Raw genomic sequence first — 25129 nt, 5'->3', positions numbered from 1 at the left:
CCCACACAGGAAGGCTTCGTCACCGTGACAGAACGCAGCACCTAAAGTGGCACTAACAATCCATCGACACACTATCGAGTTCTCAAAGAACACACCCCCACCGACTTCGACACCACACACGCAGCGCCATCCCGGCAAAGATATTTTGTTGTCTCCGCGACAATACGCTCCACACTGAAGTGGACTCGTAACTGTCGTGGGCGGCCAGCGTTGTTCCTTCAGGAAACTTCCTGTCGGTGTTAGGGCCGCTCCGGACTCTCGCTCTCCGGCGCCTCACTCGCTGACTTGAAGAAAGTTACGGGACTACCGTGCCAGGAGTCAAATCGCCTGGTTAACGGCGTGTTGCGGCAGCTTGTCCGGGAGGCAACGTCGCGATGCCGCCCGTTTCGGGTGCGATCCTCCATCTGCCTTCTCGCTACTTCCACTGATGGGGCTCTGCTCGCTGCGCCTTTTCGATGATCCACTTGTGTCTGGCCAGCTCGGCGGCGTCGACTCGGTCACAGAGCTCCCGCAGTGGCACATCGCGGTTGTGTCCGACGATGTTTGCCAGGGCCTGGTACTTGCTCACGCTGGATCCGAACCTGCGATCGAGGTAGTCGCCTTCTTCATCGTTGATGGAGCTACCCAGTGGTGCGGCTCCGGCTTCCCCGAAGACCAGGAGTCGGTTGGTGACCGGACTCCGCGGTGTCGTGTAGCCGGGGTTGACATACGCCCGCAGGATCGGGCGCAGCGCCGACAACGCCTCACCCAGCCCGGGGTCGGCATGCCCGGAGGTTGAGGCGACACGGCCGAGCTCCAGCAGGTAGGTCGCAGTGTTGAAGTCGGCGTCTTGCGGGCGAGCAGCCGCACTCCCCATCCCGAACAGGCAGGCCCGGAGTGTTCTCAACTGATCGACCCGCTCGAGCGTCCGCGCCTTTGCCGCCCGAGCGATCAGCCCGTCCTCTCGGATGATCTGCCTCTCTATATGCCTGGTCTTGCTCTCTCGCTCGGCGGCTTGCTCCGCGGCAACTCTGCGGTATCTCTCGATCAACGCCAGCTCGCGCGGACCCACGTGATCCTCACGGGACGATCCCCGCGGCGGTTCGCCGACGATCTCCCGGCACACCAGGTCACTGGCGCCGAGCTTGGTCACGTACCGCAGCAGATCTATGCGACGTAATTGATCGGGATCGAGCCTGGTGCGCAGCAAAGTTATCCGTCCGGCCGGCACCTCGGGTCGGGACAGGTACAGCGAGACCGTGGCGGCGAGTTGGTCCGACGTTGCATTGGCAGACCACTTACCGGGGATCTTCAACGCCGATTTGATCAGCGCGTCGTCGCGCCACAGGCAGTCCCAGGCCTGCTGGTCGGTGAGGTCGGATCGGCGCAGCAGATCACGCCACGGCTGAAACAGGGGGTGGGCCGTGGCGGCCATCCACCCGATAACCGGTCCCGGCAATTCGACTGTTGCCCTGCACATTGCATGCATCAGCAATTCCATGAGCGCTCCTTGCGAGCAGTACTTCGGCAGTTTGCAGCTGCCGACGAGTCTGAGTCGCCGGCAGAGACTGCGCGCCAGGAAGAGGTGGGCCGCGCTCAGTCGTCGTCGGGAGGTAGCAGATCGTCGGGGTAGCGATATTCGCAGCCGAGGGCGTCGGTGGACTCGGTCGCCCAGTTGTCCCGGAACCAGGTCACACAGATGTCGGCGAGCAGCTCCGGGTCACGACTGAACAGGTAGCCGTCGGTGCAGTCATCGAAGTTGTCGTTGTACAGCCACTTGTTGAGCGGCAGCTTGTCCGAGGAGTAGTCGGCGATCAGCAGGTGACCGAGTACGGAGCGGGATCGCCGCAGCATCATCACGCCGTCGGCCAGCATCTGAACTTGCGCACAGACGACCTCGTCCTCGTGGTCATCGTCGTAGTCGATGTAGCCGCTGGGCCCCATCTCGAGGATGAAGCCGACCGGCTTGTCCGTCAAAGACTCGACGAGCCAAGCAGCCATGTCGGACCACTCGTGCACGTCCGACTTCTTGTCGGGTTCATCCATCGTGGTCCTCCTCTCGTCGCTTCCGAACACAACATGCTTCCGAACACAACATAGCGCCGGGTACCGACAGGAACGTTCGCAGCATCACCCGTCGGCGATAACGTCCCGCTCGCAAAACTTGGTCCCGCTCGCTCCGTGGAGCGAGCGGGACCGAGAACAGTGAGCGGGAGCAGCGAAAACAGGTAGTCGACTACCCAAGCGAAATCTGTATCGAACGGCGCACAATCGTACATCGGATCAACCGCGAGAGCCAGAGGTGGCCACATGGACGAGATCTCGGCAGACGAACAGGCGCGGCTGGAAAAGGCCCTGCGCAAGCACCGGAAGTCTCTGTCCGCTCTCCCCAACGTGCACAACGTCGACGTCGGATTCGAGTACGCCGACGGCTGCCCCACCGGCCGGCTCGCGCTGCGCGTTCACGTCACAGAGAAGAAGCCGACGACCGAACTCAAACGCGCCGAACGGGTTCCCGAAGAGATCGACGGCACCCCGGTCGATGTCATCACCTACAACCCCACACCTCACATCGCCCGCACCGACCGCTTCGATCCCGTCCGAGGCGGCGTGCAGATGATGAACACGTCGAAGACTTCGGCCGGCACCTTGGGCATGATCGTCTTCGACCGCGACAGCCTGCAGCCCCTCGCATTATCCAATTGGCATGTCATGCTACGAAACCCGGCGATGCCGGCTGACGTCATGGCCCAACCGTCGGGAGCCGACCTCATGGGCGGTGTGCTCCGATACGACAAGGCGCTCGATTGCGCCGTCTGTGTGCTCGGCGGGCGCACCTGGTCGCTCGACCTCCATGAACTCGGCTCCGCGAGTGGCCAGAGCGAACCACGGCTGGGAGCCAAGGTCATCAAATCGGGCCTCAACACCGGGGTCACCTGGGGTGTCGTCGACGGGGTCACCGCCACCACCTTCACGATCGTTCCCGACGACCCGGCCATGCCGGAGATCAGCCTCGGCGGCGACTCCGGTTCCGTCTGGATCAACCGCTCGGACAGTCTCGCTGTCGGCCTTCATCGAGCGGGCAACGACGAATCGGTCGCCGGCGGAACCGAACGTGCCACCGCCATTCGAATGAATGCCGTCACCTCGAAACTCAAGGTCCTCATCTTCGACGGTCTTGCGGTGAGTACCGCGTGGATCGGCGGCACTTGCAGGGTGCTGGCACGAACGGCGCCCAACGCCGAGTGCTCGGTCGAGATCCGGTACCCCAGCGGACGACGCAGCAGTGCATCAGGCTTGGCACCCAAACGCTCCGACGGTACGGGCTGGGTCGAATGGACCTGGCGAATCGGCACGTCCACCGCGCGCAAACCAGGGATCGAACATCTCGCGGCCACGGTCACCCTTGGCGGTACCACCAGGACCATCCAACGCAAGTTGGAGGGACACACGAGCACCGAGCACTAGTGCCGCTTCCCGGCCGGTCTTCTCCGGCCCACGCAAAGCACCACGACCGGAGAGCTTCCGCATCACTGCACATCCGCATACTTCCGCGCGATGATGCGGCCCATGTTGAGCAACGACACCGAGTTCTCGTCCCAGTAGTTGCTGTGCGCCTCGAGACTCACGCCCGGTCCTCGCTCCGACGCGAATACCTGTGCGCCGAAACCACCGTCATGCGGGTCAGCCCCGTGCACCACCTCGATGAGGTTGATCACGTCGTCGGTGGACACCGTCGCCCATACTCGCCGCGAGTTGGCGCGGTCGTCGGGACCGGCGAGGTTCAGATCTCCCACGTCATCGGGTCCACCGAGCCCGGGACTGGCGACGAACACAACGTCGTCGACATTCAATGCACGTCGCCCCGACGCCGCCTCGGCAGCGACGACCGTGCCGTAGCTGTGGCTGATGATCGTGTTGTGCGATCGGCCCGCACCCTCGTGGGTCGCTCGCAATCCGTCTTGGAACTTCGCCAACGGGTCGGCGCCTCGGGCGGCGTACACGCCGGCCCCTGCCTCGATGAGATTCGGCGGCGCGTCGTAACCGAACCAGGTGACCACCGCCGTCTGCGCGGACTCGTCGACATCCGCGGCGGACTGCACCATCTTCTCGGCCCGGTCGACTCCGCCACCGATCCCCGCGAGATTCGCGCCGGTGCCGGGCACGTACGTGGCGACGTTGTCGGCCGTGTCGGGGTTGTTGACCGCAACCGCGGCAAGGCCTTTGCGATCGATCAGCATCAGGTGGCGCTTCTTGGCGCCCGGTTGCCCCGTCACGGTGTTCTGCAGTCCGATCAGTGCCGCCAGGTCAGCTGTCGCCGAATCGTGGAGTCGCTGCCAGTCCTCGAGACGCCGGCGGTAGCCGCTCGGGTTCCCCTGCTCACCTGGCCCGTTTCGGGTCGGATACTCGGCGGGGTCCGGTTTGAGGCCTTCGAGCTCGATGACCTTGCCGCGCGCATCGTTCTGCAGCTCGCCGAGATACCTGCGGTTGAAGTGGTCACGATCGGCCACCGGGATTCCGTCCATGCCCCCGATCGCTCGATTGTGATCCCACAGCGCCGCCTTCTCGGCCGAGGTCAAGCTGTCCCAGAACTCATTCAGTGCCTGCGGATCCGCGGGCAATCGGCTGCGGCCGGCAAGGATGTCCCGGACTGCAGGACCGAGCGGGACCACGGTGGTGGCCCGGTCGGCATTCTGAAGGAGTTCGCCCAAGGTTGTGGTGATCTCGGCGGCCAAGATCGCATCCGCGCTGCCCGCGGTCGCCAGTGCGCCTGTCAGGTAGGACTGGTACTCGGCCGCCCTGCGAGCAGCGAAGGCGCGGGCGTCTTCGTACTCCATATCGGCTGGTATTTCTCTCGGATGCCCTGGACAAGAGTCGGCCGGCGCTGCCACGCTGCCGTCCTCGGAGACGAGAAATCCCGCGTCGATGATGCTGTCTGCCCAGTTGCGGACGACCTCGGTCGAATGGAGGACGTCCGGTCCCAGCCGAGTGATGGCGTCGGCGATGTCGAGAATTGTGATCGCGAGCCGATTGCTCGCTTGCTTCTCCGAATCCGATTGCGCCTGGGAGGCTTCGGCAGCATCTCCTCGCCAACTGTCCATGGTCGTCGCCACCGATGTGGCGATGTCGTTCATGGCGGTGTCGAAGGTGTCGACCGCGGTGTCGATCCCGGTCGCTGTCGTGGCCAGGAAGTGCGCGTTGGACGCCCAGGTACGCGCCTGGGACACAGTGGGTTTGCTCACCGGCTCACAGCTTCAGCAGGCCGCTGATCGAGTCGGCATACTGCTCGTCGGTGATTCCGACAGTCCGTGCCGCCTCCTTGTTCTTCTGCGCCAGCGCGTCCACTCGCGTCGCGACTGCTGTCAATGCCGCTTCGATCTGGATCTCCGCTGTCGTCAACGCGGCGGCCACATCGGAGCCCTTCAGGCCCGCGAGCAAGCCCGCGAACGTGCGGTTCACATCGATGCCGCGGATATCGGTCGCGGCATTGCCGAGATCTGTTGCAAGCGTGCGGATTGCCTCGAGATCCGCCCTCAGTACCGGTGCCATCTCAGTTCCCCCAGATCCTCGAGTGTTCGAGGTTGACGCTAGGACGCGGCCGAGTCGGCATGAGGGTTTACCGAGGCGCGAAGAGAAGGTCTGTGGATCGCCGGCAACTCTGTGGACAAGTCAGCGAATCGGCGCACCGTTCCACGACACGTCGAAGAACTGCGACGCCACGAGTTGCTCGCGCGTATTGCGGTCGACTCCCAACGCTTTCCGGTATCGCAGCACGTGCTGTAGGGACAACGCTGTATAGAGCAGCGGCAGATGATCGTGCTTGGGTCCGTAGACGTCGCTCGCGCCGTGCGCGGCGCGCAGGTTGGCCCGGGCCCGGCTCGGGTGCAGCAGCGCGTCCCGGAGGACAGCGACCTTGATCGACCGTTTTCGCCCGGCGGGTACCACCACCGGAGCTTGCGGTCGCGGCCCGAACAGCGCAGCGTCGAACTCCGCGGCAGTCGCGACGGTACAGCCCGATGTAGGGCGGGGATTGCATTCGACCATGTGATGCACGCCGTCCTCGGTGACGAGGTAGTCAAAGCTCAGCTGGCCATGCCAGTTGAGTTCGCGCGCAATGGTCTGCGCCGCATGCAGCGACTCGGGTGAGTCCACCGATTCGAAGATGATGCCGCCACGGTCATCGATGGTGAGCGGATGTTCGTAGCAGGAATGCAACACCACCTCGCCGTGGTGGACCACGCTCCAGCTGCAGCGGTCGACGCCCTTCAGGTACTCCTGCACGAGCCAGGGTTCGGCGGGTGTCGGCTCGATGTCGTCGAGACTGGACTCCCCGGCGAGTGGACCGGTGTTGGTGATGACGTCGAGGCCACCGCGCCCGTATGCGGCGCGCGCGAACCAGTGGTCCCACTTCTCGACAGCTTGCCGGATCTCGGCATTCGAGGTCGCAGTCACCGACTGCGCCACGGGTAGGCCGAGCGATTCGCACAAATCGCTGAAGGTCACCTTGTCGTGCACCTGCGCCAAGGTCTCGAACGATGGGAAGAACAACTCTGCCCGTCCGGCGAATTGCTCTCTGTATGCCGCCAGGTAGAAGACTTCCTCGAACATGGGGATCAGCCAGTTGATCCGGTGCTTGTCGATCAACTCGTCGACGGCAGCGATGAACGCGGAGGGGTTCTGCGCGGGCGCGGGCACCTCGGAATGCCGTGCCGCTCCCCGCGAATGGCTACCCGGCGACGCCTTGAAGGTGTCCACCGCCGTCACGTCCCGGCCAGTTTCGCCCAGTTTGCGAATCTCGTCCACCGCGAACGGCATGCGCGATGTGGTGGCGAGAATCCGCGGCTCAGACGTGCTCATGACCTGCAGATCCTACGGAACCCTCTCTGAGCTGCCTCGCGCCGATCGATTTTGCGCCGACCGTGTCGTAGCGCACCACATTCAGCCCCCGCACGCGGGCCCAAGGGCACATTTCCCTCGGCACCCTCTTATGGGGCCGAAAATGGTGTGGTTTCCGGCTACGTCGCCTCGAAGTACCGCCGCGGATTGTCGACGAGCATGGTGGTCATCTGTTCGGTCGACACCCCACGCTCGCGTAGTGCAGGTAATACGTCGTCGCTGATGTGGGTGAAGATCCAGTTCGGCACCGCCGCGGCTTTGGCGTGTTCGTCGAACCAGTCGATGAAACACGAAGCGTCGTGGGCCAGCACCATCTTTTCTGCATATCCTCGGCGCACCATCTCGGCGACTGTGTCGACGCGTTGTTCAAAGGGCAGCAACACATCCAAGCCGAATCGGTCCATCCCGAGATACGACCCGGCGTCAGCGATCTTGCAGAGGTAGTCGAGGTCGGTGGTGTCGCCGGAGTGGCCGATCACGACCTTCGTCAGGTCGGCGCCCTCTTCTTTCAAGACCCGCTGCGCCACAAGTCCCGACCCGGTATGGGGATTGGTGTGCACGGTGATGGGCACTTTCGTCTCGGCCTGAGCAGCGCCAACCGCCCGCATCACCCGCTCGACACCGGGAGTCAGGCCCTGCTCCTCGATGGCGCACTTGAGAAATGCCGCCTTCACACCTGTGTCCGCGATACCCTCCCGGATGTCCTTGACGAACAGCTCCACCATGGGCTCAGGCGCGTCGAAGAGCAAACCCGGTCCCATGTAATGGAATTGGAACGGAATCTCGTTGTAGGTGTAGATGCCGGTGGCGACGATGATGTTCAGATCAACCTCGGCGTTGATCCTCTGCAAACGAGGAATATAGCGACCCAATCCGATGACCGTCGGATCGACGATGGTACGAATCCCGCGCGACGGCAGCTCGGACAGCTTCTGGATCGCATCCTCGACGCGGCGCTCCTCGTCCCAGGAGTTCGGATAGTCGGGATAGTTCTGCCGCATCTCCTCCCCCAGTACGAAGACGTGCTCGTGCATGAGCGTGCTCCCGAGATCGGCGCTGTCCACGGGGCCTCGAACGGTTTCGACAGTCGACACACCTGCTCCTCACCGGGCGTCGGGGGTGACGCCCCACCTTTCATGGTGGCGCAGCGGCGCAGCCGAGGAGATCGGTTCGACGACCTGGCGTCGAGAACCTAGACGTCGTCGAGGTCGGCGAACTCGTCGTCGTCACTCAGATCAGGGATACCCGCGAGGATGGCCGGACGCAGCGGCGCCGGAACCTCCAGTAAACCGTCGACCAGCACGAAGTAGCCGTCATCGACAAAGCGTCTCGCAAGCACGCTCGCGAATGTCTTCGCGAAGACCGTCTGTTGGTCGTCATACTCGTCGTCCACAGGATCGACCGGCGACAGTGGCTCGTCAGTCATTCCGGCAAGGAGCAGTTGCAGGACGATGAAGCCGCCGTCCCTGGAGATGTCCGTCGACAGGTAGTCCATCAACTCCGCTCCGATGGTTTCGGTCAGCGTCTCGCGCCGCACCTGGAGATCGCCGTCCGACCACAGCGTCGCGCGGTCGGTCGCCGCCGCCCGCTGACCTTCGACGGCGACAAGCCCCACCGATGTCAGCACCGTCCACGGGATGGCAACCCCGGACAGGTCGTACATCGAGTCGGGACGGTCGCCGATGTCGAACCCGAGTTCGGCAGCCAGTTCGACGGTGTCGTCTACGGACAGCGCACCGGACTCCGTCACGTCAACCCCGGCGCCGACCCATTCGAGCACGGTCGTCAGGCGCGCCATCAGGGGCAGAGCGCCCAGCGCCTCGCTTTCGACCTCAGGTTCCACCAGATCGAGTTCGATCATCGACGGTGTCCGAATCGGTGGGACATCAAGCCGATCGAACCCCAGCATGCCCGTGCAGTAATCCCAATTCGCATCGGTGCCCGTCCACCGGTCGGTCTTGTCGAGGAAGTGCAGCCACGCCATGGCGGCGAGCTGCAGACCGTCGGAAACCTGGAGATCGACCTCTGACCCGTTCGCTTCCACGTCGTCGAGGAAAGCCGCGAACACGTCGAGATCGGCCATTGTCCACGCCGTCGCACTGAAACGCGGATTACCGTGGGCGATCATCCCCAGCACCGGTCCGATTCCGCCGACCGCCTGCTCAGGGGTCATTTCATCCGCGAACTCGGATTCCGGAAGCCAGTCGATGAACGCTTTTTCCAACGTCGGATTGAGTACGAATTCTGTTCTCGACGAGGCACGACGCTGGTCGCGAGCCTTCTGCTTGTCGGCGCGACGCTTGCGGTTGTTGCCCTTGTTCGATGCCATCACACCCCGAATGGTAAATGCCAGGCGTGTTATCGAACGAAAGCCGGCAGGAACCCGAGTGGGTAGGCGCTGCGAAAACCCCTCACCTGGCGCAGCATCTACACAATCGGGTTCCGCACAAGAGCGTCACCAACTCGGGTGACTGTGATTGCGGCCGAACCCTACTCTTCAGTAGGTAACTGATAATGCACCTTGGTCAAGAGAAATACAACCATCGTTAGCGGGACTAATTCGGGCGGAACACATTTCGTTTCTCACCAAGCGTCCAAAACGTAACAATGCTTATGAAGGGGTTGATCGCGCCCACCTTTTATTCGGTGAGCAGAATCGATCGATGATCGCGTCGAACAGGTGAACAACGCCTACTTGCCGACTCCTGCCGCCAACGCCTCCAGCGTCTCGGTGGACGAGTACTTCGGCGTCCAGCCCAATTGATCTGTGGCCTTGGAAATATCCATCACCACGGACGTCTTGCCTATGTGTATCCATTCGGCGTCCGACGGGACCCTCGGCAACCGTTTGATCACCTCCGCGGCGACGGTCACCGTGGCCGACGGGACCTTCACCGGCCGACCACCCAGAGCAGATGCGACGTCCGAGATCGAGACCGTGCCGGTCCCGGCGATGTTGTAGGCCCCCGGGGGTGCATCGGTGGTGGCACACAGGGCAATTGCGGCGGCAACATCGTCATGGTGGACCAGTTGTACCGGAGTGCCGGGGTCCGGGATCGGCATCTTCAGGCCGGGCACCGCACCCGCCGCCTTACGGACGACGCCAGGAAACCAATTCCAGGGCATGACGTCGGCCAATGCCGTCGCCTTCGGGCCGGCGACGATGCACGGCCGCAGAATGTAGACCGCCAGATCTGTGCCGTCGACGATGTCGGCGACCGCAGCCTCGACCTCGGCCTTCTGCTCGGAGTAATAGTGCTCGCTCGATCCACGGACGGGTGTGTCCTCGGTCAACGGCACCGGGTTGTCGGCGTAGTACCCGTACGCCGCAACCGACGAGGTGTAGACGATGCGCGTGGGCCGCTGCGCCGCCACGGTCGCCTCGAAGACATTCCTGGTCCCCTGGAGGTTGACACGCTGGCCTTCTTTCCTCGACCCGAGAACCAGGAAAGCGAGGTGGACGACGACGTCAGCCTCGCTGACCAGCGCCTGCACCGCATCGGTGTCGAGGATGTCGCCCTGCCGGTACTCGGTCTTCGTCCACCCGTGGGCCGCGGGGTCGAATTCGCGCCGCGCCATCCCGAGCACTCGATCGACCCCTGGGTCCGCCTCGAGAGCAGTGACGGCAGAAATTCCTATTTCACCCGTCGGACCGGTGACCGCAACTGTGAGACCCATGCTGCGGGACGTACCCAGATCACGGTCCAATCATGCGCGCCCAGCCGACCTGCTGGTCACTTCTGCGTGAGTTTGGCGCCCATCTTCTCCGCGAAAGCCTGGGTCGCCTTCATCGGCCGCAACATCACGGTGAACTCGTCGATCAAACGGTCAGGAGTCTCATGGATGAAGTCACAGCCCTCGATGTCGAGTCCATCGACTTTGGCCTTGAACACCAGACCGGTATAACCGTCGAGTGGCGAATCCAGTTCTCGCACATACTCAAAGTCTTCGAAGGTCTCGAATGCGGTCTGCAGGACGAACGCTACCGTCTCGCGACCGTCAAAAGATTTGAACGCCACCGGGCTGTTGAACGTCACCTTCTCATCCAGCAGAGATGCGATGTCGTCGACCTTGTTCGACTCGACTGCAGAACGGAATGCGTGCATATCCTCGACCTCCTCGTCACGGGTCCCCCCACGCTAACGGCACAGGACGCCTAGCACGCGCAGAACAGACTTTCGGGCTCGTCACTCGGGCACTTGAGTGCTAGAGGAGCAGCTTCTTCTGAACCTTGCCCATGGCGTTGCGTGGCAACTCGTCGACAACCCGGATTTCCCTGGGCCGTTTGTGATTCGACAGCTCGGTGGCCACCAGGTCGATGAGCAGCGCCTCATCGATGTCGTCTCCGACCACCACGGCGACGATGCGCTGGCCGAGATCGTCGTCGGGAACACCGACCACGGCCACCTCACGCACGCTCGGGTGTCCGAGCAACACCGTCTCGATCTCACCCGCGCCGATTCGGTAGCCCCCGGACTTGATGAGGTCGATGGACGAACGGCCGACGATCCGATGCATGCCGCCGGCGTCGATGACGGCGACGTCGCCGGTGACGAACCAGCCATCGTCAAGCCATGACTCGGCCGTCGCCTCGGGCCGACCCAAATAGCCCTGCGACAGCATCGGGCCGCGAATCTGCAGTTCACCGATGGTTTCGCCGTCGTGGGGTACATCGGTGCCGTCATCTGCGCGGAGCCTGGTCTCGACACCGGCCACCGGCAACCCGACCCAACCGGGTCGGCGTTCGCCGTCTGCGCGGGTACTTATCGTGATCAAGGTTTCGGTCATGCCGTAGCGCTCGACGATCTGGTGCCCGGTCAGCTGTTCGATGGTGTCGAACACCGGGACGGGTAGGGGCGCGCTACCCGAGACGAGCAGCCGGGCAGAGCTCAGTGCGCGGGCGGCGTCTGCGTCTGCCGCGATACGGGTCCAGACGGTGGGCACACCGAAGTACAGGGTGCCCCGCGCCGCCGCGTAGTTCGCTGGGGTGGGTTTGACGGTGTGGATCACCGAGCCGCCGACCCGCAGCGGCCCCAGGAGCCCGAGAATGAGGCCATGGACGTGGAACAACGGAAGCCCGTGCACCAGAACGTCATCGGACGTCCAGGCCCAGGCGTCGGCAAGGGCGTCGAGTCCGGCGGCGATCGCGCGCCGGGTCATCGGGACGCCTTTGGGCAGTCCGGTGGTACCGGAGGTGTAGAGGATGAACGCAGCCGAGTCCGGATGCGGTTCGGGGTGGCTGTGCCACGACCGGGCGAACATCCGGACCGGGAGCACAGGCAGAGTGGGCTCGTCGGGTGCGGCACCGAGCCAGGCCTGTGCCCCTGAGTCGTCGAGCATGTGCTGACGTTCGGCGGTACCGGTGTCAGGTGGGACGGGAACGATCACCACGCCCGCGATGAGCGCACCCACCACCGCGACCACGGTCTGTGCCGTGGGCTCGGCCAGGATTGCGATCCGTCGAGCGCCGCGGATGCGTTCGGCGACCGAGGTGGCCGCACCGATCAGATCGCTGCGCGAGAGGGTGACGTCGCCGACCGTGACGACCGCGGACTTGTCCGCTCCGTTCGCGAGGGCGGATTGGGTCAACGACGGAAACAGCAGCACATGGACCACTTTCTCACATCGTTTCTGCACATCGCACTCGTGACGGGTGTTCACAGGCAGAATCGTTGCCATGAGCCAACACGACGGATTCCATCCTGATCTCGAGACGACCGGTGTCGAGTACGGCCGGCAGTCGCTTCGGTCCCGGCTGCATCACGTCAGGGCATCCGCCGTGACCGGCGACACCGCGCAGACCTATGGGATGCGGCGACTCGCGGCGATCAGTGGTGAGACAGTCGGGTCGGAAAAGCTGTGGATGGGCGAGACCCACGTCGCACCGGACACCGCCTCGGCAAACCATCGTCACGGCGAATCGGAAACCGCGATCTTCATCCGTAGCGGACACCCGGAGTTCGTCTTTCACGACGGTGCCGAGGAAGTACGGATCAGCACCGAACCCGGCGACTACATCTTCGTGCCGCCGTATGTGCCTCACCGCGAAGAGAACCCGGATCCGGATCATCCCGCGGTGGTGGTGATCGCGCGCAGCACGCAGGAGGCGATCGTCGTCAACCTGCCGGAGTTGTACGCGCTGGACGAGGACCCGTCATGACCGGTCGCACGGTCACGATCACCGTCAGCGGTAGCGCCCAACGGCACTACTCGCCCAACCGATGCACGGTGCATCTGGGCCTTCATGCCGACGGCTCCGATCGACAGGCCGCCGCCGATCAGGTGACCGCTGCCGCGGTGAGCATCACCGATGCGGTGACGGCCCTGGTCGAACAACCTCGCAGCCCGGTCGCGCGGTGGTCCCTCGATCAGATACAGCACAGCAGATCCCGGCCCTATCACCGCGACGGCAAGCAGCGACCGTGGGTTTACCGGTCGTCGGCGTCGGCAACGGTCACGTTCAAGGACTTCGCAGCCCTGGGACCCTTCATCGACGAGGTGGCTGATGTCGAGGCGGTCAGCGTGGGCCATCTGCAGTGGTGGCTCACCCGAAAGGTCGAGGCAAAGAAGACCGCCCACGTCCGTGACCTGGCCGTGCAGGATGCCCTCGCCAAGGCCCAGGAATACACGCAAGGTCTGGGCTACAGCGAGTTCCACGCCATCGCCATCGCGGATCCGGGCATGCTCGGCCTGTCCACCGGCGGTCAGCAGTACCTGTCGGCTCCGGGCGGGATCCCCGCCGCACGGGCGATGTCGGCTCTGCCCTCGGACGAGATCCCGATGATCGAGCTGACGCCCGACCGGATCACGGTCTCGGCCGACGTCGAGGCGCGGTTCGAAGCGATCCGCCCAGGTAGGGAGCAAGATTCATGAGCAACGCAGGATTCAGTGTCGTCGAAACGTCCATCGCTGATCTGCGTAGGGCCTTGGACTCCGGTGAAGTGACCAGCGTCGACCTCGTCCAGCGGTATCTCGACCGGATCGAGCACTACGACCACGGCGGGATCAAGCTGAACGCCGTGGTGGTGATGAACCCTGACGCGATCGCCGAGGCGCGGGCGTCGGATCAGCGGCGCGGGCAAGGCACGCTGCTCGGTCCTCTCGACGGCATTCCGTACACCGCCAAGGACAGCTACAAGGTGCGCGGACTGACCGTTGCCGCCGGCTCCCCCGCGTTCGCGGATCTGGTGGCAGGTGACGACGCCTTCGTGATCTCCCGGTTGCGGGCCGGCGGTGCGATCTGCCTCGGATTGACCAACATGCCCCCGATGGCGGCCGGCGGCATGCAGCGTGGGGTATATGGCCGCGCTGAAAGCCCCTACAACGCAGACTATCTCACCTCGTCGTTCGGGTCGGGCTCTTCGAACGGTTCCGGCACGGCCACCGCGGCGAGCTTCGCGGCCTTCGGCCTGGGCGAGGAGACGTGGTCGTCGGGGCGTGCCCCGGCGTCGCACAACGGCCTGGTCGCATACACGCCTTCCCGTGGCGTCATCTCGATGCGCGGCAACTGGCCTCTCTACGGAACGATGGATGTCGTTGTCCCACATACCCGGACAGTCGACGACATGTTACAACTGCTCGATGTCATTGTCGCGGACGATGACAGGACGCGAGGGGATTTCTGGCGCATGCAGCGACATGTCGCCATCCCGAAGGCGTCCGCACTTCGTCCGGATGACTACCGCGCGGTGGCCAACTCCACAGCACTGCAAGGTAAGACGATCGCCGTCCCCCGGATGTACATCAACCTCGACGACACCGGTAAGGATCCGATACGCACCAGGCAATCCATCATCGACCTCTGGAACAGCGCGCGTGCCCATCTCGAGGCGCTCGGTGCCACTGTGGTCGAGAGCGATTTCCCGGTCGTCGAGAACCACGAGGAAGATCGCGAGGGCGCCCACAACATGGTCAGTCGCGGACTGGTGCCCGACGACTACTACTCGTGGGAGATGGGCGTGCTGATGATGTGGGGCTGGCACGACTTCCTCGACGCCAACGGTGATCCGACCCTCCATGCACTCGCCGATGTCGATGGGCCACAGATTTTTCCGCTTCCACCCGGTGCCTTACCCGACCGCTACGACGTCGAAGACGAGGACTTCTCGGTGACGGTCGAGCGAGCCAAGAAGGGCGTCCCGGCGCTCGAGGACATACCGAACCTGAAGTGGGCGCTGACCGGGCTCGAGGAGACCAGGAGGGCCGACTACGAGGATTGGCTGGACGCCAATGGTTTCGACGCGGTTGTCTTTCCTACGCAGTCCGACGTGGGGCCCGCCGATTCGGATGTCAATCCGGCCTCTGCAGACATCGCGTGGGCCAACGGGGTGCGGTACTCCAACGGCAATCTCGCCATCCGGCACTTCGGCATCCCGACGGTCACCGTGCCGATGGGACTGATGGTGGACACACAGATGCCGGTCGGCCTTACGTTCGCCGGGCGGGCGTATGACGACAACCACCTACTCGCGATGGCGTCGGCGTTCGAGGGATCGGCCGATCGTCGGCCGGTGCCGCCGCGGACACCGGAGTTGCCTCAGGCCTGATCGGTGTCAGACGCCCCCAGCATCGACTCCGGCCTGAAGAGTTCTGGTACCGCCGACTCGGTCACCGACTGCGCGAGGGCTTCGCCGAGCACCGGCGCATGCTTGAAGAGGTTGTGGCCCATCAAGAAGAACGTGTTGTCGGCCTGCCAGATGGCGACGCCGTCGTCGCCCCACGGCAGCGTGGTCACCCAGCAGTGGACGTAGCCGATGGGCTCGGGGTCTAGGCCGGGTAGAGCTCTCGACACGTACGCTGCCGCTTGATCCGCCACTGCCGCAAGCATGCCCGGATCTGACACGCCCCCGAACTCGTTGGGCGCGACCTCCGCGGACGTGCCCAGCCCCATGGCCGACCGGTCCGGGTAGGCGGCGGCGTACACCCCGGTCTCGCCGAACGCGCCGCTGCCGTCCTGCAAATTCGGGAGGGTCGTCAGGCCCGGCTCGCGCACCCGGAACGAAGATCGCGCATGTGCTGTCACGCGGACAGGCACGGAGATCCCCGCGGCAGCCGCCAGAGCTGCTGTCCCCTGACCTGCACACACCACCACCGCGCCATGGGAGCTGACGTTCGCGCCGGTCCGCACTTCTACCCCGCCGGTACCGAGCGGGCGGATGGCCAGGACCGGATCGATGATCAGCGACCCTCTCAGCTTGCCTGCCAACGCATCGATGGCTGCGTGAGTACGAATTGCACCGGCACGTTCATCGAACATCGCAGGTCCCTCGTAGTCAGCGAGAACCGGCATCACCGAGCGCAATTCGGCGGCATCGAGAGCCCGGACCGTCGTGCCCGGATGCGCGCCGAGTGCAACGAACCGGCGTGCGGCGGACTCACCGAGCGCAACAGCCCCGTCGGTCGACACCAACTCTGTTCCGAACTCCGCCGACCAGGCGTCCCACAGCAGGCGGGCCCGAACGGCCAGATCGATCATGCGAGCGTCATCGTGAGCGTGCCGGAAAAGCCGCGATGTGCCGGTCGACTGACCGGTGCCCGGTGAGCCCCTGTCATAGACGGTGACCGACAAGCCGGTCTCTTGCAGGGCGTGAGCCGCCGACAATCCGATGATGCCGGCGCCGATGACAGCTACGTCTGACGTGTGCACCTACGCCATTCTAGAGCGGCCGCCGCGACCGGCACATCGACACAAGCCCGCGGACTCTACCCGTCGGAGCCTGTCGCGACGGGATTGTTCGGATCCGAACTCCATTGCGACCACGATCCCGGGAACAACGCTCCCTCGATGCCGGCGAGGTGGAGGGCGACGAGGTCGACAGCCGCAGTGACCCCGGATCCGCAGTAGACACCAACCGCGGTCGACCCGTCTGCACCGGCGGCGGCAAAGAGACTACGCAATTGGGTGGCAACCCGGAACAATCCGTTTTCGTCCAGGGCTGCGGTAGCAGGAACATTGACGGCGCCGGGAATGTGGCCCGCGACCGGGTCGACCGGTTCGACCTCACCGCGGTAGCGCTCGGGCGCTCGGGCGTCGACGAGGATGCCCCCGAAGTTCGAGACCTGTTCGGCGGTCAAGGTGGGAAGCGATCCTGAGTAGAGGTCGGCCTGCGCGACGACCACGTCACCGGTCGGCGGAATGTCACTGCCTGCGACCAAAAGCTGCCCGGCGGCGGTCCAGGCACCGAGGCCACCATCGAGAATCCGGACGTCGGTGATGCCCGCCGCCTGAAGCAACCACCAGGCACGCGCAGAGCCCGCGCGGTTCCAATCGTCGTAGATGACAACAGAATCTCCGCTGTTGACGCCCCATCGTCGCAGCGAGTCTTGCAGTGCAGATCCTGTCGGCAATGGATGACGTCCACGGCCTGAGACCGAGTGATCACTCAGTTCCGTCTCGAGGTCGACGTAGACAGCGGAGGGAATATGGCCCGCCTCGAACGACTCACGGCCGTCGGGCGCGGGCAATGACCAGCGGACATCGAGTACCCGTAAGTCGCGGCGCCCGGACGCGAGGCCTTCGGCCAACTCCGAAACACTGATCAGAATCATGTCGTCCCCCTCATGTCGCACTGTCGTGAGTCAGGATTGCAGACGGTGACCGATGGGATCGCGCCGGGATCGCCCGATTCAGTGGTGGCCGAGGGTAAATAGCCCTTTGCACCCCCTGAATCGGGCGATCTCAGCGGCGTATCCGATGACGATCCGGCCGGGTGATCGCCCGCACGTCATCGAGTACCCCATCCCATCCGTAGAGGACGTCGTCGTACGTGATCCGCATGGTCAGCCACCCGCCCCTGAGAGCAGCCCGGTCGCGGCGACGATCATTCTGGTAGTCCGCCAAGCTTGTGTGGTGGTCTTTGCTGTCGCACTCGATCAGCAAGCGGCCGACGCGCAAGTCGACTCTGCCGACATCGGGGATCGGCGGTTGCGTGATGACCTTGAAACCAGCGGCCCGCAACCGGAGTCGAGTCAGCGATTCGGTTCCCGACTGCGAGTTCCGATCACACTTCTCCATCAGCAGGTGCATCTTCTTCGGGATGGGGCCCATCTCATCCTGCAGGCCCGAAACTGTCTGGCGAGCTTTGTTCAGGGCTGAATCACACGCCGTGATCCAGTCCTCGGCGCTCATACACTTCGCCGCGTATTTCAGCGCCGACGCCACCGGATCAACGGCCGTGGCGACTGGCGCCTGAGCGCCATAGCCCTGGCAACCTGGTCGACGTGTGTGTTTGCCGTGCTTGCTGAATCGCACATGCACGCCTTCATAACCGGGTGCGATCCACAGCCCGTGCCACCGTAGGGCCGATACACAACCCAGCGCGCCGCCCATTCGAACCGCGTGCATCGCGGCCGGATCTGCGGTCGGTATCGCATACCAGCCGGCACGCAGCCGGATCAGCGACCCGACCCGAACCTCCTTGCGCACATCACTGTCGTCGAAACCTGATCGCCGAAGCTCGGCAGCACTGAAGACGCCCGTTGACATACCTATCGGACGCGCGGCCCTGCCTGATGGATCCAGGAAGACCCGCGATTATTCGAGCATGTTCCTGATGTCGTCGGCTGCGACCGCGGACGAGAACATCTCGCCGTCGTCGACCACTGCGGTGAACAACGCACGTTTGCGCTCCTGCAAGGCAACCACTTTCGACTCGATGGTGTCCGCCGAGACCAGGCGGTACACGGTGACAGGTCGGCGTTGCCCGATACGATGGGTGCGGTCGATCGCCTGGGCCTCGGCGGCGGGATTCCACCACGGATCGCAGACGAAGCAGTAGTCGGCCTCGGTGAGGTTCAGGCCGAACCCTCCTGCCTTGAGGCTGATCAGGAAAACCTGGGTCTTACCGCCGGTGAAGTTCTCGATGGCCGCGGCCCGCTCGCGCGCAGACAGTGATCCGTCGAGATAGCTGTACCTGATACTGTTCGCGTCCAACGCTTGTCGGAGAATTCCCAAGAATCCGGTGAAGGAACTGAAGACCAACGCACTGTGCCCCTCGGCGATGAGTTCTTTGAGCTGCTCGAGGATGAACGTGATCTTCTCGGACGTCACGTCGGCGTCGGCGGAGTCGATGAGTCCGGCGTGCAGACTGAGTTGCCGCAGCATTGTCAGCGATCGGAAGATCTGGAAACGGTTCTTCTCGAAGTCCCCCAGGAGCCCGAGGACTATTTCCCGTTCGCGCACCAACCGGGTGTCGTAGATCTTGCGGTGCTTGGGCGACAGTTCGATATCGATGGTCTGCTCTTGTTTCGCCGGCAGGTCCCGTGCCACCTGGTCTTTGGTGCGGCGCAACATCACCGGTTTGATGCGTTTGCGCAAGATCGGCAACCTGTCGGGATCTTCCCCCTTTTCGATGGGTTTGCGGAAGTAGTCGGCGAACGACCTCGGGCTGGGGAACAGCCCGGGTACCGTGATCGACAACAACGACCACAGTTCCATCAGGTTGTTCTCCATCGGCGTGCCCGTGATGGCGAGCTTGAACGCGGTGTCGAGACGTCTGGCGAACTGGTGGTTTTTCGAGGTGTGGTTCTTGACGAATTGTGCTTCATCGAGGACCATTCCGGCCCAGTCCAGTTCATCCAGGGCATCGAAGTCCAGGCGGAGCAAGGTGTATGTGGTGATCACGATGTCGGCGCCCGCGATCACGTCGGTCAATGGCGTCTTACTCTTCTTCTGTGTGGCGGTCACGGCCACCGCGGTCAGATCGGTGAAGCGATGACATTCGGCCACCCAATTGTTGACGACGCTGGTGGGCGCCACCACCAGGAACCGACCGGTTTCACCTCGTTCTCTGGCACGGCCGAACAAGGCGAGGGTCTGCAGAGTCTTGCCGAGCCCCATGTCGTCGGCGAGGATGCCACCGATCCCGTTGTCCCACAAGAACGAGAGCCAGGTCAGCCCCTCCAGCTGATAGTCGCGCAACGTCGCGCGCAGCATCAGCGGCGGTTCGACAGCGACCGGGGGTTCGGCGGCACTGAGCTTGGCGATCCGCTCCTGCCATCCTTTGAGCTGTTCATCGACCACCCCCAGATGCAGAAGGTCTTCCCACAGGGTCACGTTCAGCGGCGCCGGGTTTGCGCGCCCTTCTTTCAGCTCGCCGAGTTTTTCCGCTTCTTCCATCAGCGCCTTGAGCCTGGTCAATTCGGGTGAATCCAAGGGAAAGTACACGCCAGAGGGCAGCAGCATGTGGGTTGCGTTCGTGGACAGTTCGGCGATGAGGTCGGCCAAGGGAACCTGTTCGCCGTCGACGTCCATGGTGACGTCGAGCCCGAGCCAGTCGGACCCGCTCGATTCGGACGCGCTGAACCGCACCCGCGTCTGCTCGGTGACCAGCCGGAATCGCGCAGGGGTGTCGCCGATTTCGACGACCAGGTCGTCCCGACCCTGAAGGGCGGGCAAGACCTCACCGCACAGGCGCGCGGTTTGGATCCTGTTGAGGTGAGCGTCACGGCGAAGGGCCTCGGTGGTCATGGCCGCCACCGCCTCGTCGTTGTGCGCCTGCTCGATCTCATCGAACGGAGGAATCACTCCGACCGGATATCCGCCGCCGGTATACGCGGCGAGCGCCTTGAGCACTGCGCGATCGTCGATCATCACCAGCGATGTCATCGCACCCCGCAGCTGCTGCCACAACGCGCGCTCTGCATCCGGGTTCCGCCAGCGAGCCGCGCCACCGGACGATTCGGTGTCGAAGTCGTAGGGCTGGTCGTTGACCAGATACCTGACAGCCCAGTGGGTGTGGGCGACAGCCTCGGTGAACGACACCGTCAACAGCCCGACCGGGCCGATGACCGTCGGAGGGCTGAACAGCCCATCGCGCACGCGGGTCGGGACCGAGTCGACCAGTCGCGGCAGGATCTCAGCAGTGAACCTGGCGGCGTCGGCAGCGGGAATGACGACGGGCTGGGTCCGTATCAGGGCTGCGACGTGTCGAAGTTGCGGATCGAATGGCGCGAGCGTCAACATCCCGGCGTCGTCGATCCAGCACAGGCCATGAGGATCAGGTTTTCCCAACAAGGTCACTTCGTCCGGCGCGAGTACCGTGCCGTCGATCGCCATCTCGACGGTGAGATGAGCGTCCTCCCCGTAGTCACCGCTGAGGTCGACGGTGAGCGCGGCCTGTGTGACCAGTCGAACCTCGGCGATGCCCGAGGCAGGGTCGCCGAGGATGGGGATCCCCGCGGCGAGCGCATCATCGAGTTGCTGCCAGATGGTCATCGGCGCCGTCTCCAAGATCAGACCGTTCGGCAACCCGTAGCGGTTGGTCTGCGTCGAGTCGCGTGCCATCATGCGCAGGATCGAGAGCTGACGAGGGTCGAAGGTGGAGAAACTCGCCTGCATCAGCCCCGGCCAGTCGATGCCCGTTCTGATCCATTCGGTGCGCGTCCCCGGGCGCATCAGGCGCAACGCGATCTGTGGTGCACTTCGGCGGCGCAGAGGGTCGAGTGTCGAGACGAACAGTTGCAACGCCAGCTTGGCCGTGGGTTCGGCAGGGCCGGTCAGCAGTGGCCGCAGCCGCTGCTCCCAATCCGGAGGGCGCGGCGGAGACTGGGGAAGCACATGCGACGCGGCGGTGCCCGAGTCCCGGGCGAAGCCGAGCAACAGCGCCACGGTGTGCTTGCAGAAGTAGCCGACCGGACAGGTGCACGAGGCGTCGGCGATCTTCCACCCCTGCCCGAGGTGGCTGAACACGACTTTCATCGAATATTGGGAGACGCCCGAGCCCTGGCATCGGCCCGTCAACCGCCGTTTACCCTCGTCCCAGGACACACCGACGAGTCGCCGCTGGCGGGCGTACGCCGAGCCACGCTGAATCGTCCCGGCATCGAAGTCGCTTTTGAGCGATGCCGGGGTGATCAGGTGTGCCCAGTCGGTGGTCATTGACTGCAGGTTATCGCTGCCTGCCGACGGGCCGTCCCGGACCGCAGCCGTCGTCGACAGTTGTCCACAGAGTGGACGACCATCCACACTCCGCCATCAGAGGTCTCCACACTCATCGCGGACAATCAGTCGCCGCCGCCGATCCGGTGTCGGCGCTCCCGGCGGCGGTGCGCGCGCTCGGACCCGTCCGTCGCAGCGAGGTCCGCGAGTTCGATGGCGAGCTGTGCCCCGAGGTCGGGCAGGAATCCCCCTGCTGCGCCGGTTTCGGCGATCACCACGTCGACGATGCCGGAGGCGTACAGATCGGTGGCTCGAATACCCTGTCGCTCAGCCATATCGGGCGCGTGGTTGACGTCGCGGTGCACGATGAGACTCGCGCCCTCGGGCGGGAGCGGCGAGAGCCACGAGTTCGCCATGGCGATGACCCGGTCTGCGGGAAAGAGTGCCAATGCGGCACCGCCGGCGCCCTGGCCCAGCAGCACCGACACCGACGGCACGCTCAAATCGGTCAATTCGGCTATGCAATGCGCGATCTCGTTTGCGAGCCCGCCTTCTTCTGCATCGGCCGACAAATCTGCACCCGGGGTGTCGATCACCGTGACCAGCGGCAGGCCAAGGCTCTGGGCCATGCGCATTCCCCGACGGGCCAGCCGCAGGTCCGCTGGACCGACCAGCGCTCCCGGCACCTGCCGATTGCGGTCCTGCCCGACGACCACCGCCGCGTGAGCGCCGAAGCGCGCCAGCGCCAGCACGACTCCGCTCCGGGCGTCGGGCTCACCACCCCCGGCGAGCTCGGCCACCTCATCAGCGGACACCCTGAGCATCTGTGCGACGCCCGGACGGTCCGGACGCCGGGATGCCTCAACGACGTCCCACGCCGACGACTCCGCGACAACGGCTGCGGATGGCCGCGTCGGTTCGCCGTCGACCGCGCGCACCGGTTCGGCGAGGATCCGAACGATCTTCGCCACGGTTGCGCCGAGTTCCGCAACGGGCACAACAAGATCGATCAGCCCATGTGACCGTAGGTTCTCCGACACCTGCACGCCCGACGGGAAGGGCGCGCCGTAGAGACCTTCGAAAACGCGTGGGCCGAGGAACCCGACGAGCGCGCCGGGTCCGGCCATGCTCACGTGCCCCAGCGAACCCCAGGACGCGAAGACACCGCCGGTGGTCGGGTGCCGCAGATAGACCAGGTAGGGAAGTTTCGCCGCTTTGTGGGCGACCACTGCAGCGGTGATGTTGACCATCTGCAGGAATGCGGCCGTACCTTCCTGCATGCGGGTCCCGCCCGAGGCAGGGAGCGCCAATAGTGGAAGCCCCTCGTCGGTGGCCCTGCGGATGGCCGCCACCACCCGCCGGCCTGCGTCCCGGCCGATGGATCCCCCGAGGAACCCGAACTCGCTCACCACGACGGCGACGCGCACGCCGTGCACGGTGGCCTCACCACAGATGATCGATTCGTCGAGGCCGGTCTTGCGGCGAGCGCCGACGATGTCCGCGGCATAGTCGGGGTCGTCGGGCAATGCCGTGATCTGGGTGTCCCACGGTTGCCAACTGCCCTCGTCGGCCAGCTTCGCCAACAACTCGGTCGCGGGCACCTTCTCGGGCCCCTCAGTTCCGTTGCTCACCCGTCAACCGTAGTGGGCTTGCGCGGTGCGCTACTATTGGTAATCATTTCCATTAAACTGGAGGCATCGTGAAGGTCAGGAACTCGTTGAAGTCGCTCAAGAACCAAGCCGGATCACAGGTCGTCCGCCGTCGCGGCCGGACCTTTGTGATCAACAAGAAGAACCCGCGCCTGAAAGCCCGTCAGGGCTGAACCGGCACGCCGCCTCAGGCGTCCAACAGGTCGGCCACCGACGCCAGACTCGGTAGCAGATGGGTCAGTGGCTGCCGCTCGAGGACGTCGGCACCGAACGACCCCGACAACACACCCACGACAAACCCCGCACCGCAATTATGTCCGGCGAGAACGTCGTTGGGGGTGTCGCCAGCAACGAGTACCCGCCGCACATCGACGACGCCGGTGGCCTCCATGCTGCGGAACACCAGGTAGGGGGCAGGCCGGCTGGCGGGCACGAGGTCCGATGTGATGAGGGCGTCCACGGTGTCCTCCGCACCCGCTCCCACAGTCCAGCCAAGGCCCGCCAGGATCGCAGCCGCGACGTCTGCGGAATACCCCGTCTGGAGCGCGACCTTGACACCACGGGATCGCAACGCGCGCAAAGCTTCCGGTACCCCAGTGACCGGCGCGGGCGGCGTGGCGCGATAGGCCTCGATCAGCCGTTCGCGAAACTCGGCGAACACCGCGTCCACGCGAGCCGGGTCGGCCCCCATGGCGGCCAACAGCCCCCCGATGGCTTCGTGTTTGCTCGTGCCCTTCCAGCGTGCCAACAAGTCTTCGGGCAGTGTCGCCCCGACCGCGTCGCCGACCACACGCGAGAGCACGTCATAGACGAGTCCGCCCTCGTCAACGGTGGTCCCGGCCATATCGAGGCTGGCGAGATCGAACGAGTTGGACGGGGTTGGCGAGGTCATGAAATCTCCTTGACGATGCGGATGTCGGGCGCGGCCCCGTTGGCCGCTGGATGGGTGTTGTCGATGGTGAACGCGACCCGATCCGGGCGGTAGCGATCATCGGCGTACTCCAGCGGCTTACCGGAGTGGTCGACTGCGCGGCGACGTTCACGGAGCAGCGGAGACCCGGGGTCGATGTCGAGATGGGCTGCATCGACATCGGTCGCCGCGACAGCGTCGATGGTGTGCCGACCTTCATGCAGGTCGACGCCCTGCCCGGTCAGGTAGGCGTAGATCGAGCCCGAGTCGGAATCGAAGTCGAAGAGCAGCCGCCCGACCGGCTCGATGAAACTCGACCGCTCGATCATCGCGGGCACACCATCGAGAGTCCGCATGCGCAGCACGTCGACGACCGGTGTGCCTTCCTCGATCTCCAGCGACACCGCGGCGATCGCGCTCGCCCCGCGCCGTGCGATCTCGATCGTCCGCTGACCCGGTGTGCGGCCGATGTCGTGCGCCCAGGCGGTGAACGACATGAACGTTTCGAACGACTGCACGACCGCGGTGTCGCGCACCACCGGCGGCCGCCCACGACCCCCTGCGATGAGCCCCTCGTTCCGCAAGGCGGCCAGTGCCGCCCGCACGGTGCCCCGCGACGCCTGATGCGTTGCGCACAGCGCGCTTTCGGACGGCAACGCCGACCCCACCGGCAAGGTGCCGTCGGCAATCTGCGCGCGCAGGATCTCCGCGACGCGTACATGGAGCGGGAGCGACACGACCATTCCTCCGACCTGACTGAACAACTGGACTTCGTTCAACACAGCAGATCATGCACGACGCGAAGGTCCCTGCGCA

At 64.5% G+C, this 25129-nt stretch carries 22 protein-coding genes; 5 read left to right on the top strand and 17 right to left on the bottom strand.

The features are described from left to right. Positions 1–415: 415 nt before the first annotated feature. Both DFR67_RS12530 and DFR67_RS12525 read right to left on the bottom strand, forming a co-directional pair. Positions 416–1480 carry a hypothetical protein gene (locus DFR67_RS12530; RefSeq protein WP_146240436.1) on the bottom strand — a complete coding sequence of 355 codons (1065 nt, stop codon included), beginning with the start codon at positions 1478–1480 and terminating at the stop codon, positions 416–418. A gap of 95 nt (positions 1481–1575) precedes the next feature. Then, entirely contained in the window at positions 1576–2025 is a 450-nt protein-coding gene (locus tag DFR67_RS12525; protein ID WP_110469837.1) for a hypothetical protein, read from the bottom strand. 264 nt (positions 2026–2289) lie between these two features. Here DFR67_RS12525 and DFR67_RS12520 point away from each other — a divergent pair, with 264 nt between their 5' ends. Continuing rightward, a complete protein-coding gene (locus DFR67_RS12520; RefSeq protein WP_110469836.1) occupies positions 2290–3447 on the top strand; it encodes a chymotrypsin family serine protease in 1158 nt (385 codons plus the stop codon). Between the two features lie 62 nt (positions 3448–3509). Here the strand turns inward: DFR67_RS12520 and DFR67_RS12515 are convergent, their stop codons facing one another. The 8 genes from DFR67_RS12515 to DFR67_RS12480 all read right to left on the bottom strand — a co-directional run bounded on the left by DFR67_RS12515 (position 3510) and on the right by DFR67_RS12480 (position 12480). Continuing rightward, positions 3510–5222 carry an alpha/beta hydrolase gene (locus DFR67_RS12515; RefSeq protein ID WP_110469835.1) on the bottom strand — a complete coding sequence of 571 codons (1713 nt, stop codon included), beginning with the start codon at positions 5220–5222 and terminating at the stop codon, positions 3510–3512. Positions 5223–5226: 4 nt separating this feature from the next. Beyond that, on the bottom strand, positions 5227–5529 hold the full coding sequence (locus DFR67_RS12510) for a hypothetical protein (RefSeq protein WP_110469834.1): 303 nt from the start codon (positions 5527–5529) through the stop codon (positions 5227–5229). Positions 5530–5649: 120 nt separating this feature from the next. Next, the gene (locus tag DFR67_RS12505; RefSeq protein ID WP_110469833.1) at positions 5650–6837 is read right to left on the bottom strand and encodes an ATP-grasp domain-containing protein; all 1188 of its coding nucleotides are present in this window, start codon (positions 6835–6837) and stop codon (positions 5650–5652) included. A 158-nt stretch (positions 6838–6995) separates the two neighbouring features. Then, positions 6996–7970 carry a phosphotriesterase family protein gene (locus DFR67_RS12500; protein ID WP_110469832.1) on the bottom strand — a complete coding sequence of 325 codons (975 nt, stop codon included), beginning with the start codon at positions 7968–7970 and terminating at the stop codon, positions 6996–6998. Between the two features lie 98 nt (positions 7971–8068). Further along, positions 8069–9208, bottom strand: a complete 1140-nt coding sequence (locus DFR67_RS12495; RefSeq protein WP_146240435.1) for a hypothetical protein — start codon at positions 9206–9208, stop codon at positions 8069–8071. 359 nt (positions 9209–9567) lie between these two features. Beyond that, positions 9568–10554, bottom strand: coding sequence for an NAD-dependent epimerase/dehydratase family protein (locus tag DFR67_RS12490; RefSeq protein WP_110469830.1), 987 nt, complete (start codon positions 10552–10554; stop codon positions 9568–9570). Positions 10555–10610: 56 nt separating this feature from the next. After that, positions 10611–10982: a nuclear transport factor 2-like protein gene (locus tag DFR67_RS12485; RefSeq protein WP_110469829.1), complete on the bottom strand. Its 372-nt coding sequence runs from the start codon at positions 10980–10982 to the stop codon at positions 10611–10613. A gap of 100 nt (positions 10983–11082) precedes the next feature. Further along, complete coding sequence (locus tag DFR67_RS12480) at positions 11083–12480, bottom strand: acyl-CoA synthetase (protein ID WP_110469894.1); 1398 nt, start codon at positions 12478–12480, stop codon at positions 11083–11085. Positions 12481–12553: 73 nt separating this feature from the next. On the opposite strand from DFR67_RS12480, the gene DFR67_RS12475 reads away from it, so the two are divergent. From DFR67_RS12475 to DFR67_RS12465, 3 genes are read left to right on the top strand one after another with little or no spacing between them, the layout of a single operon-like run. Beyond that, complete coding sequence (locus tag DFR67_RS12475) at positions 12554–13036, top strand: cupin domain-containing protein (protein WP_110469828.1); 483 nt, start codon at positions 12554–12556, stop codon at positions 13034–13036. Further along, entirely contained in the window at positions 13033–13749 is a 717-nt protein-coding gene (locus tag DFR67_RS12470; RefSeq protein ID WP_110469827.1) for an SIMPL domain-containing protein, read from the top strand. The genes DFR67_RS12475 and DFR67_RS12470 overlap by 4 nt, the downstream gene beginning before the upstream one ends. Continuing rightward, positions 13746–15422 (top strand): amidase, encoded by a 1677-nt coding sequence (locus DFR67_RS12465; RefSeq protein WP_110469826.1) that lies wholly within the window; start codon positions 13746–13748, stop codon positions 15420–15422. Before DFR67_RS12470 ends, DFR67_RS12465 begins: the two co-directional genes overlap by 4 nt. Here DFR67_RS12465 and DFR67_RS12460 read toward each other — a convergent pair. From DFR67_RS12460 to DFR67_RS12440, 5 genes are all read right to left on the bottom strand, one after another. Then, positions 15413–16522, bottom strand: a complete 1110-nt coding sequence (locus DFR67_RS12460) for an NAD(P)/FAD-dependent oxidoreductase (protein WP_110469825.1) — start codon at positions 16520–16522, stop codon at positions 15413–15415. The two genes, DFR67_RS12465 and DFR67_RS12460, sit on opposite strands and share 10 nt — an antisense overlap. 56 nt (positions 16523–16578) lie before the next feature. Beyond that, positions 16579–17424: a sulfurtransferase gene (locus DFR67_RS12455; RefSeq protein ID WP_110469893.1), complete on the bottom strand. Its 846-nt coding sequence runs from the start codon at positions 17422–17424 to the stop codon at positions 16579–16581. Between the two features lie 130 nt (positions 17425–17554). Next, the gene (locus DFR67_RS12450; protein ID WP_110469824.1) at positions 17555–18361 is read right to left on the bottom strand and encodes a type IV toxin-antitoxin system AbiEi family antitoxin domain-containing protein; all 807 of its coding nucleotides are present in this window, start codon (positions 18359–18361) and stop codon (positions 17555–17557) included. Between the two features lie 48 nt (positions 18362–18409). Then, a complete protein-coding gene (locus DFR67_RS12445) occupies positions 18410–21754 on the bottom strand; it encodes a DEAD/DEAH box helicase (protein WP_110469823.1) in 3345 nt (1114 codons plus the stop codon). A 125-nt stretch (positions 21755–21879) separates the two neighbouring features. After that, complete coding sequence (locus tag DFR67_RS12440; protein ID WP_110469822.1) at positions 21880–23385, bottom strand: carboxyl transferase domain-containing protein; 1506 nt, start codon at positions 23383–23385, stop codon at positions 21880–21882. Positions 23386–23453: 68 nt separating this feature from the next. Between DFR67_RS12440 and ykgO the strand changes: the two genes are divergently transcribed. Continuing rightward, positions 23454–23576 (top strand): type B 50S ribosomal protein L36, encoded by a 123-nt coding sequence (gene ykgO, locus DFR67_RS12435; protein WP_084835712.1) that lies wholly within the window; start codon positions 23454–23456, stop codon positions 23574–23576. 14 nt (positions 23577–23590) lie between these two features. On the opposite strand, the gene DFR67_RS12430 is transcribed toward ykgO, so the two are convergent. Both DFR67_RS12430 and DFR67_RS12425 read right to left on the bottom strand, forming a co-directional pair. Continuing rightward, positions 23591–24295, bottom strand: coding sequence for a phosphonatase-like hydrolase (locus DFR67_RS12430; protein ID WP_110469821.1), 705 nt, complete (start codon positions 24293–24295; stop codon positions 23591–23593). Beyond that, positions 24292–25056: a GntR family transcriptional regulator gene (locus tag DFR67_RS12425; protein ID WP_110469892.1), complete on the bottom strand. Its 765-nt coding sequence runs from the start codon at positions 25054–25056 to the stop codon at positions 24292–24294. The genes DFR67_RS12430 and DFR67_RS12425 overlap by 4 nt, the downstream gene beginning before the upstream one ends. Between the last annotated feature and the right edge of the window lie 73 nt (positions 25057–25129).

The organism is Williamsia limnetica (assembly GCF_003217475.1).
In the GTDB taxonomy this organism is placed as follows: domain Bacteria; phylum Actinomycetota; class Actinomycetes; order Mycobacteriales; family Mycobacteriaceae; genus Williamsia; species Williamsia limnetica.
This window is presented reverse-complemented; position numbering and strand designations above follow the sequence as displayed.

Bases quoted from the DNA above. Each gene is read 5' to 3' on its own strand.
- DFR67_RS12530 (WP_146240436.1), bottom strand. From the start codon at position 1,480: ATGGAATTGCTGATGCATGCAATGTGCAGGGCAACAGTCGAATTGCCG.
- DFR67_RS12525 (WP_110469837.1), bottom strand. From the start codon at position 2,025: ATGGATGAACCCGACAAGAAGTCGGACGTGCACGAGTGGTCCGACATG.
- DFR67_RS12520 (WP_110469836.1), top strand. From the start codon at position 2,290: ATGGACGAGATCTCGGCAGACGAACAGGCGCGGCTGGAAAAGGCCCTG.
- DFR67_RS12510 (WP_110469834.1), bottom strand. From the start codon at position 5,529: ATGGCACCGGTACTGAGGGCGGATCTCGAGGCAATCCGCACGCTTGCA.
- DFR67_RS12505 (WP_110469833.1), bottom strand. From the start codon at position 6,837: ATGAGCACGTCTGAGCCGCGGATTCTCGCCACCACATCGCGCATGCCG.
- DFR67_RS12490 (WP_110469830.1), bottom strand. From the start codon at position 10,554: ATGGGTCTCACAGTTGCGGTCACCGGTCCGACGGGTGAAATAGGAATT.
- DFR67_RS12485 (WP_110469829.1), bottom strand. From the start codon at position 10,982: ATGCACGCATTCCGTTCTGCAGTCGAGTCGAACAAGGTCGACGACATC.
- DFR67_RS12475 (WP_110469828.1), top strand. From the start codon at position 12,554: ATGAGCCAACACGACGGATTCCATCCTGATCTCGAGACGACCGGTGTC.
- DFR67_RS12470 (WP_110469827.1), top strand. From the start codon at position 13,033: ATGACCGGTCGCACGGTCACGATCACCGTCAGCGGTAGCGCCCAACGG.
- DFR67_RS12465 (WP_110469826.1), top strand. From the start codon at position 13,746: ATGAGCAACGCAGGATTCAGTGTCGTCGAAACGTCCATCGCTGATCTG.
- DFR67_RS12455 (WP_110469893.1), bottom strand. From the start codon at position 17,424: ATGATTCTGATCAGTGTTTCGGAGTTGGCCGAAGGCCTCGCGTCCGGG.
- DFR67_RS12450 (WP_110469824.1), bottom strand. From the start codon at position 18,361: ATGTCAACGGGCGTCTTCAGTGCTGCCGAGCTTCGGCGATCAGGTTTC.
- DFR67_RS12445 (WP_110469823.1), bottom strand. From the start codon at position 21,754: ATGACCACCGACTGGGCACACCTGATCACCCCGGCATCGCTCAAAAGC.
- DFR67_RS12430 (WP_110469821.1), bottom strand. From the start codon at position 24,295: ATGACCTCGCCAACCCCGTCCAACTCGTTCGATCTCGCCAGCCTCGAT.
- DFR67_RS12425 (WP_110469892.1), bottom strand. From the start codon at position 25,056: ATGGTCGTGTCGCTCCCGCTCCATGTACGCGTCGCGGAGATCCTGCGC.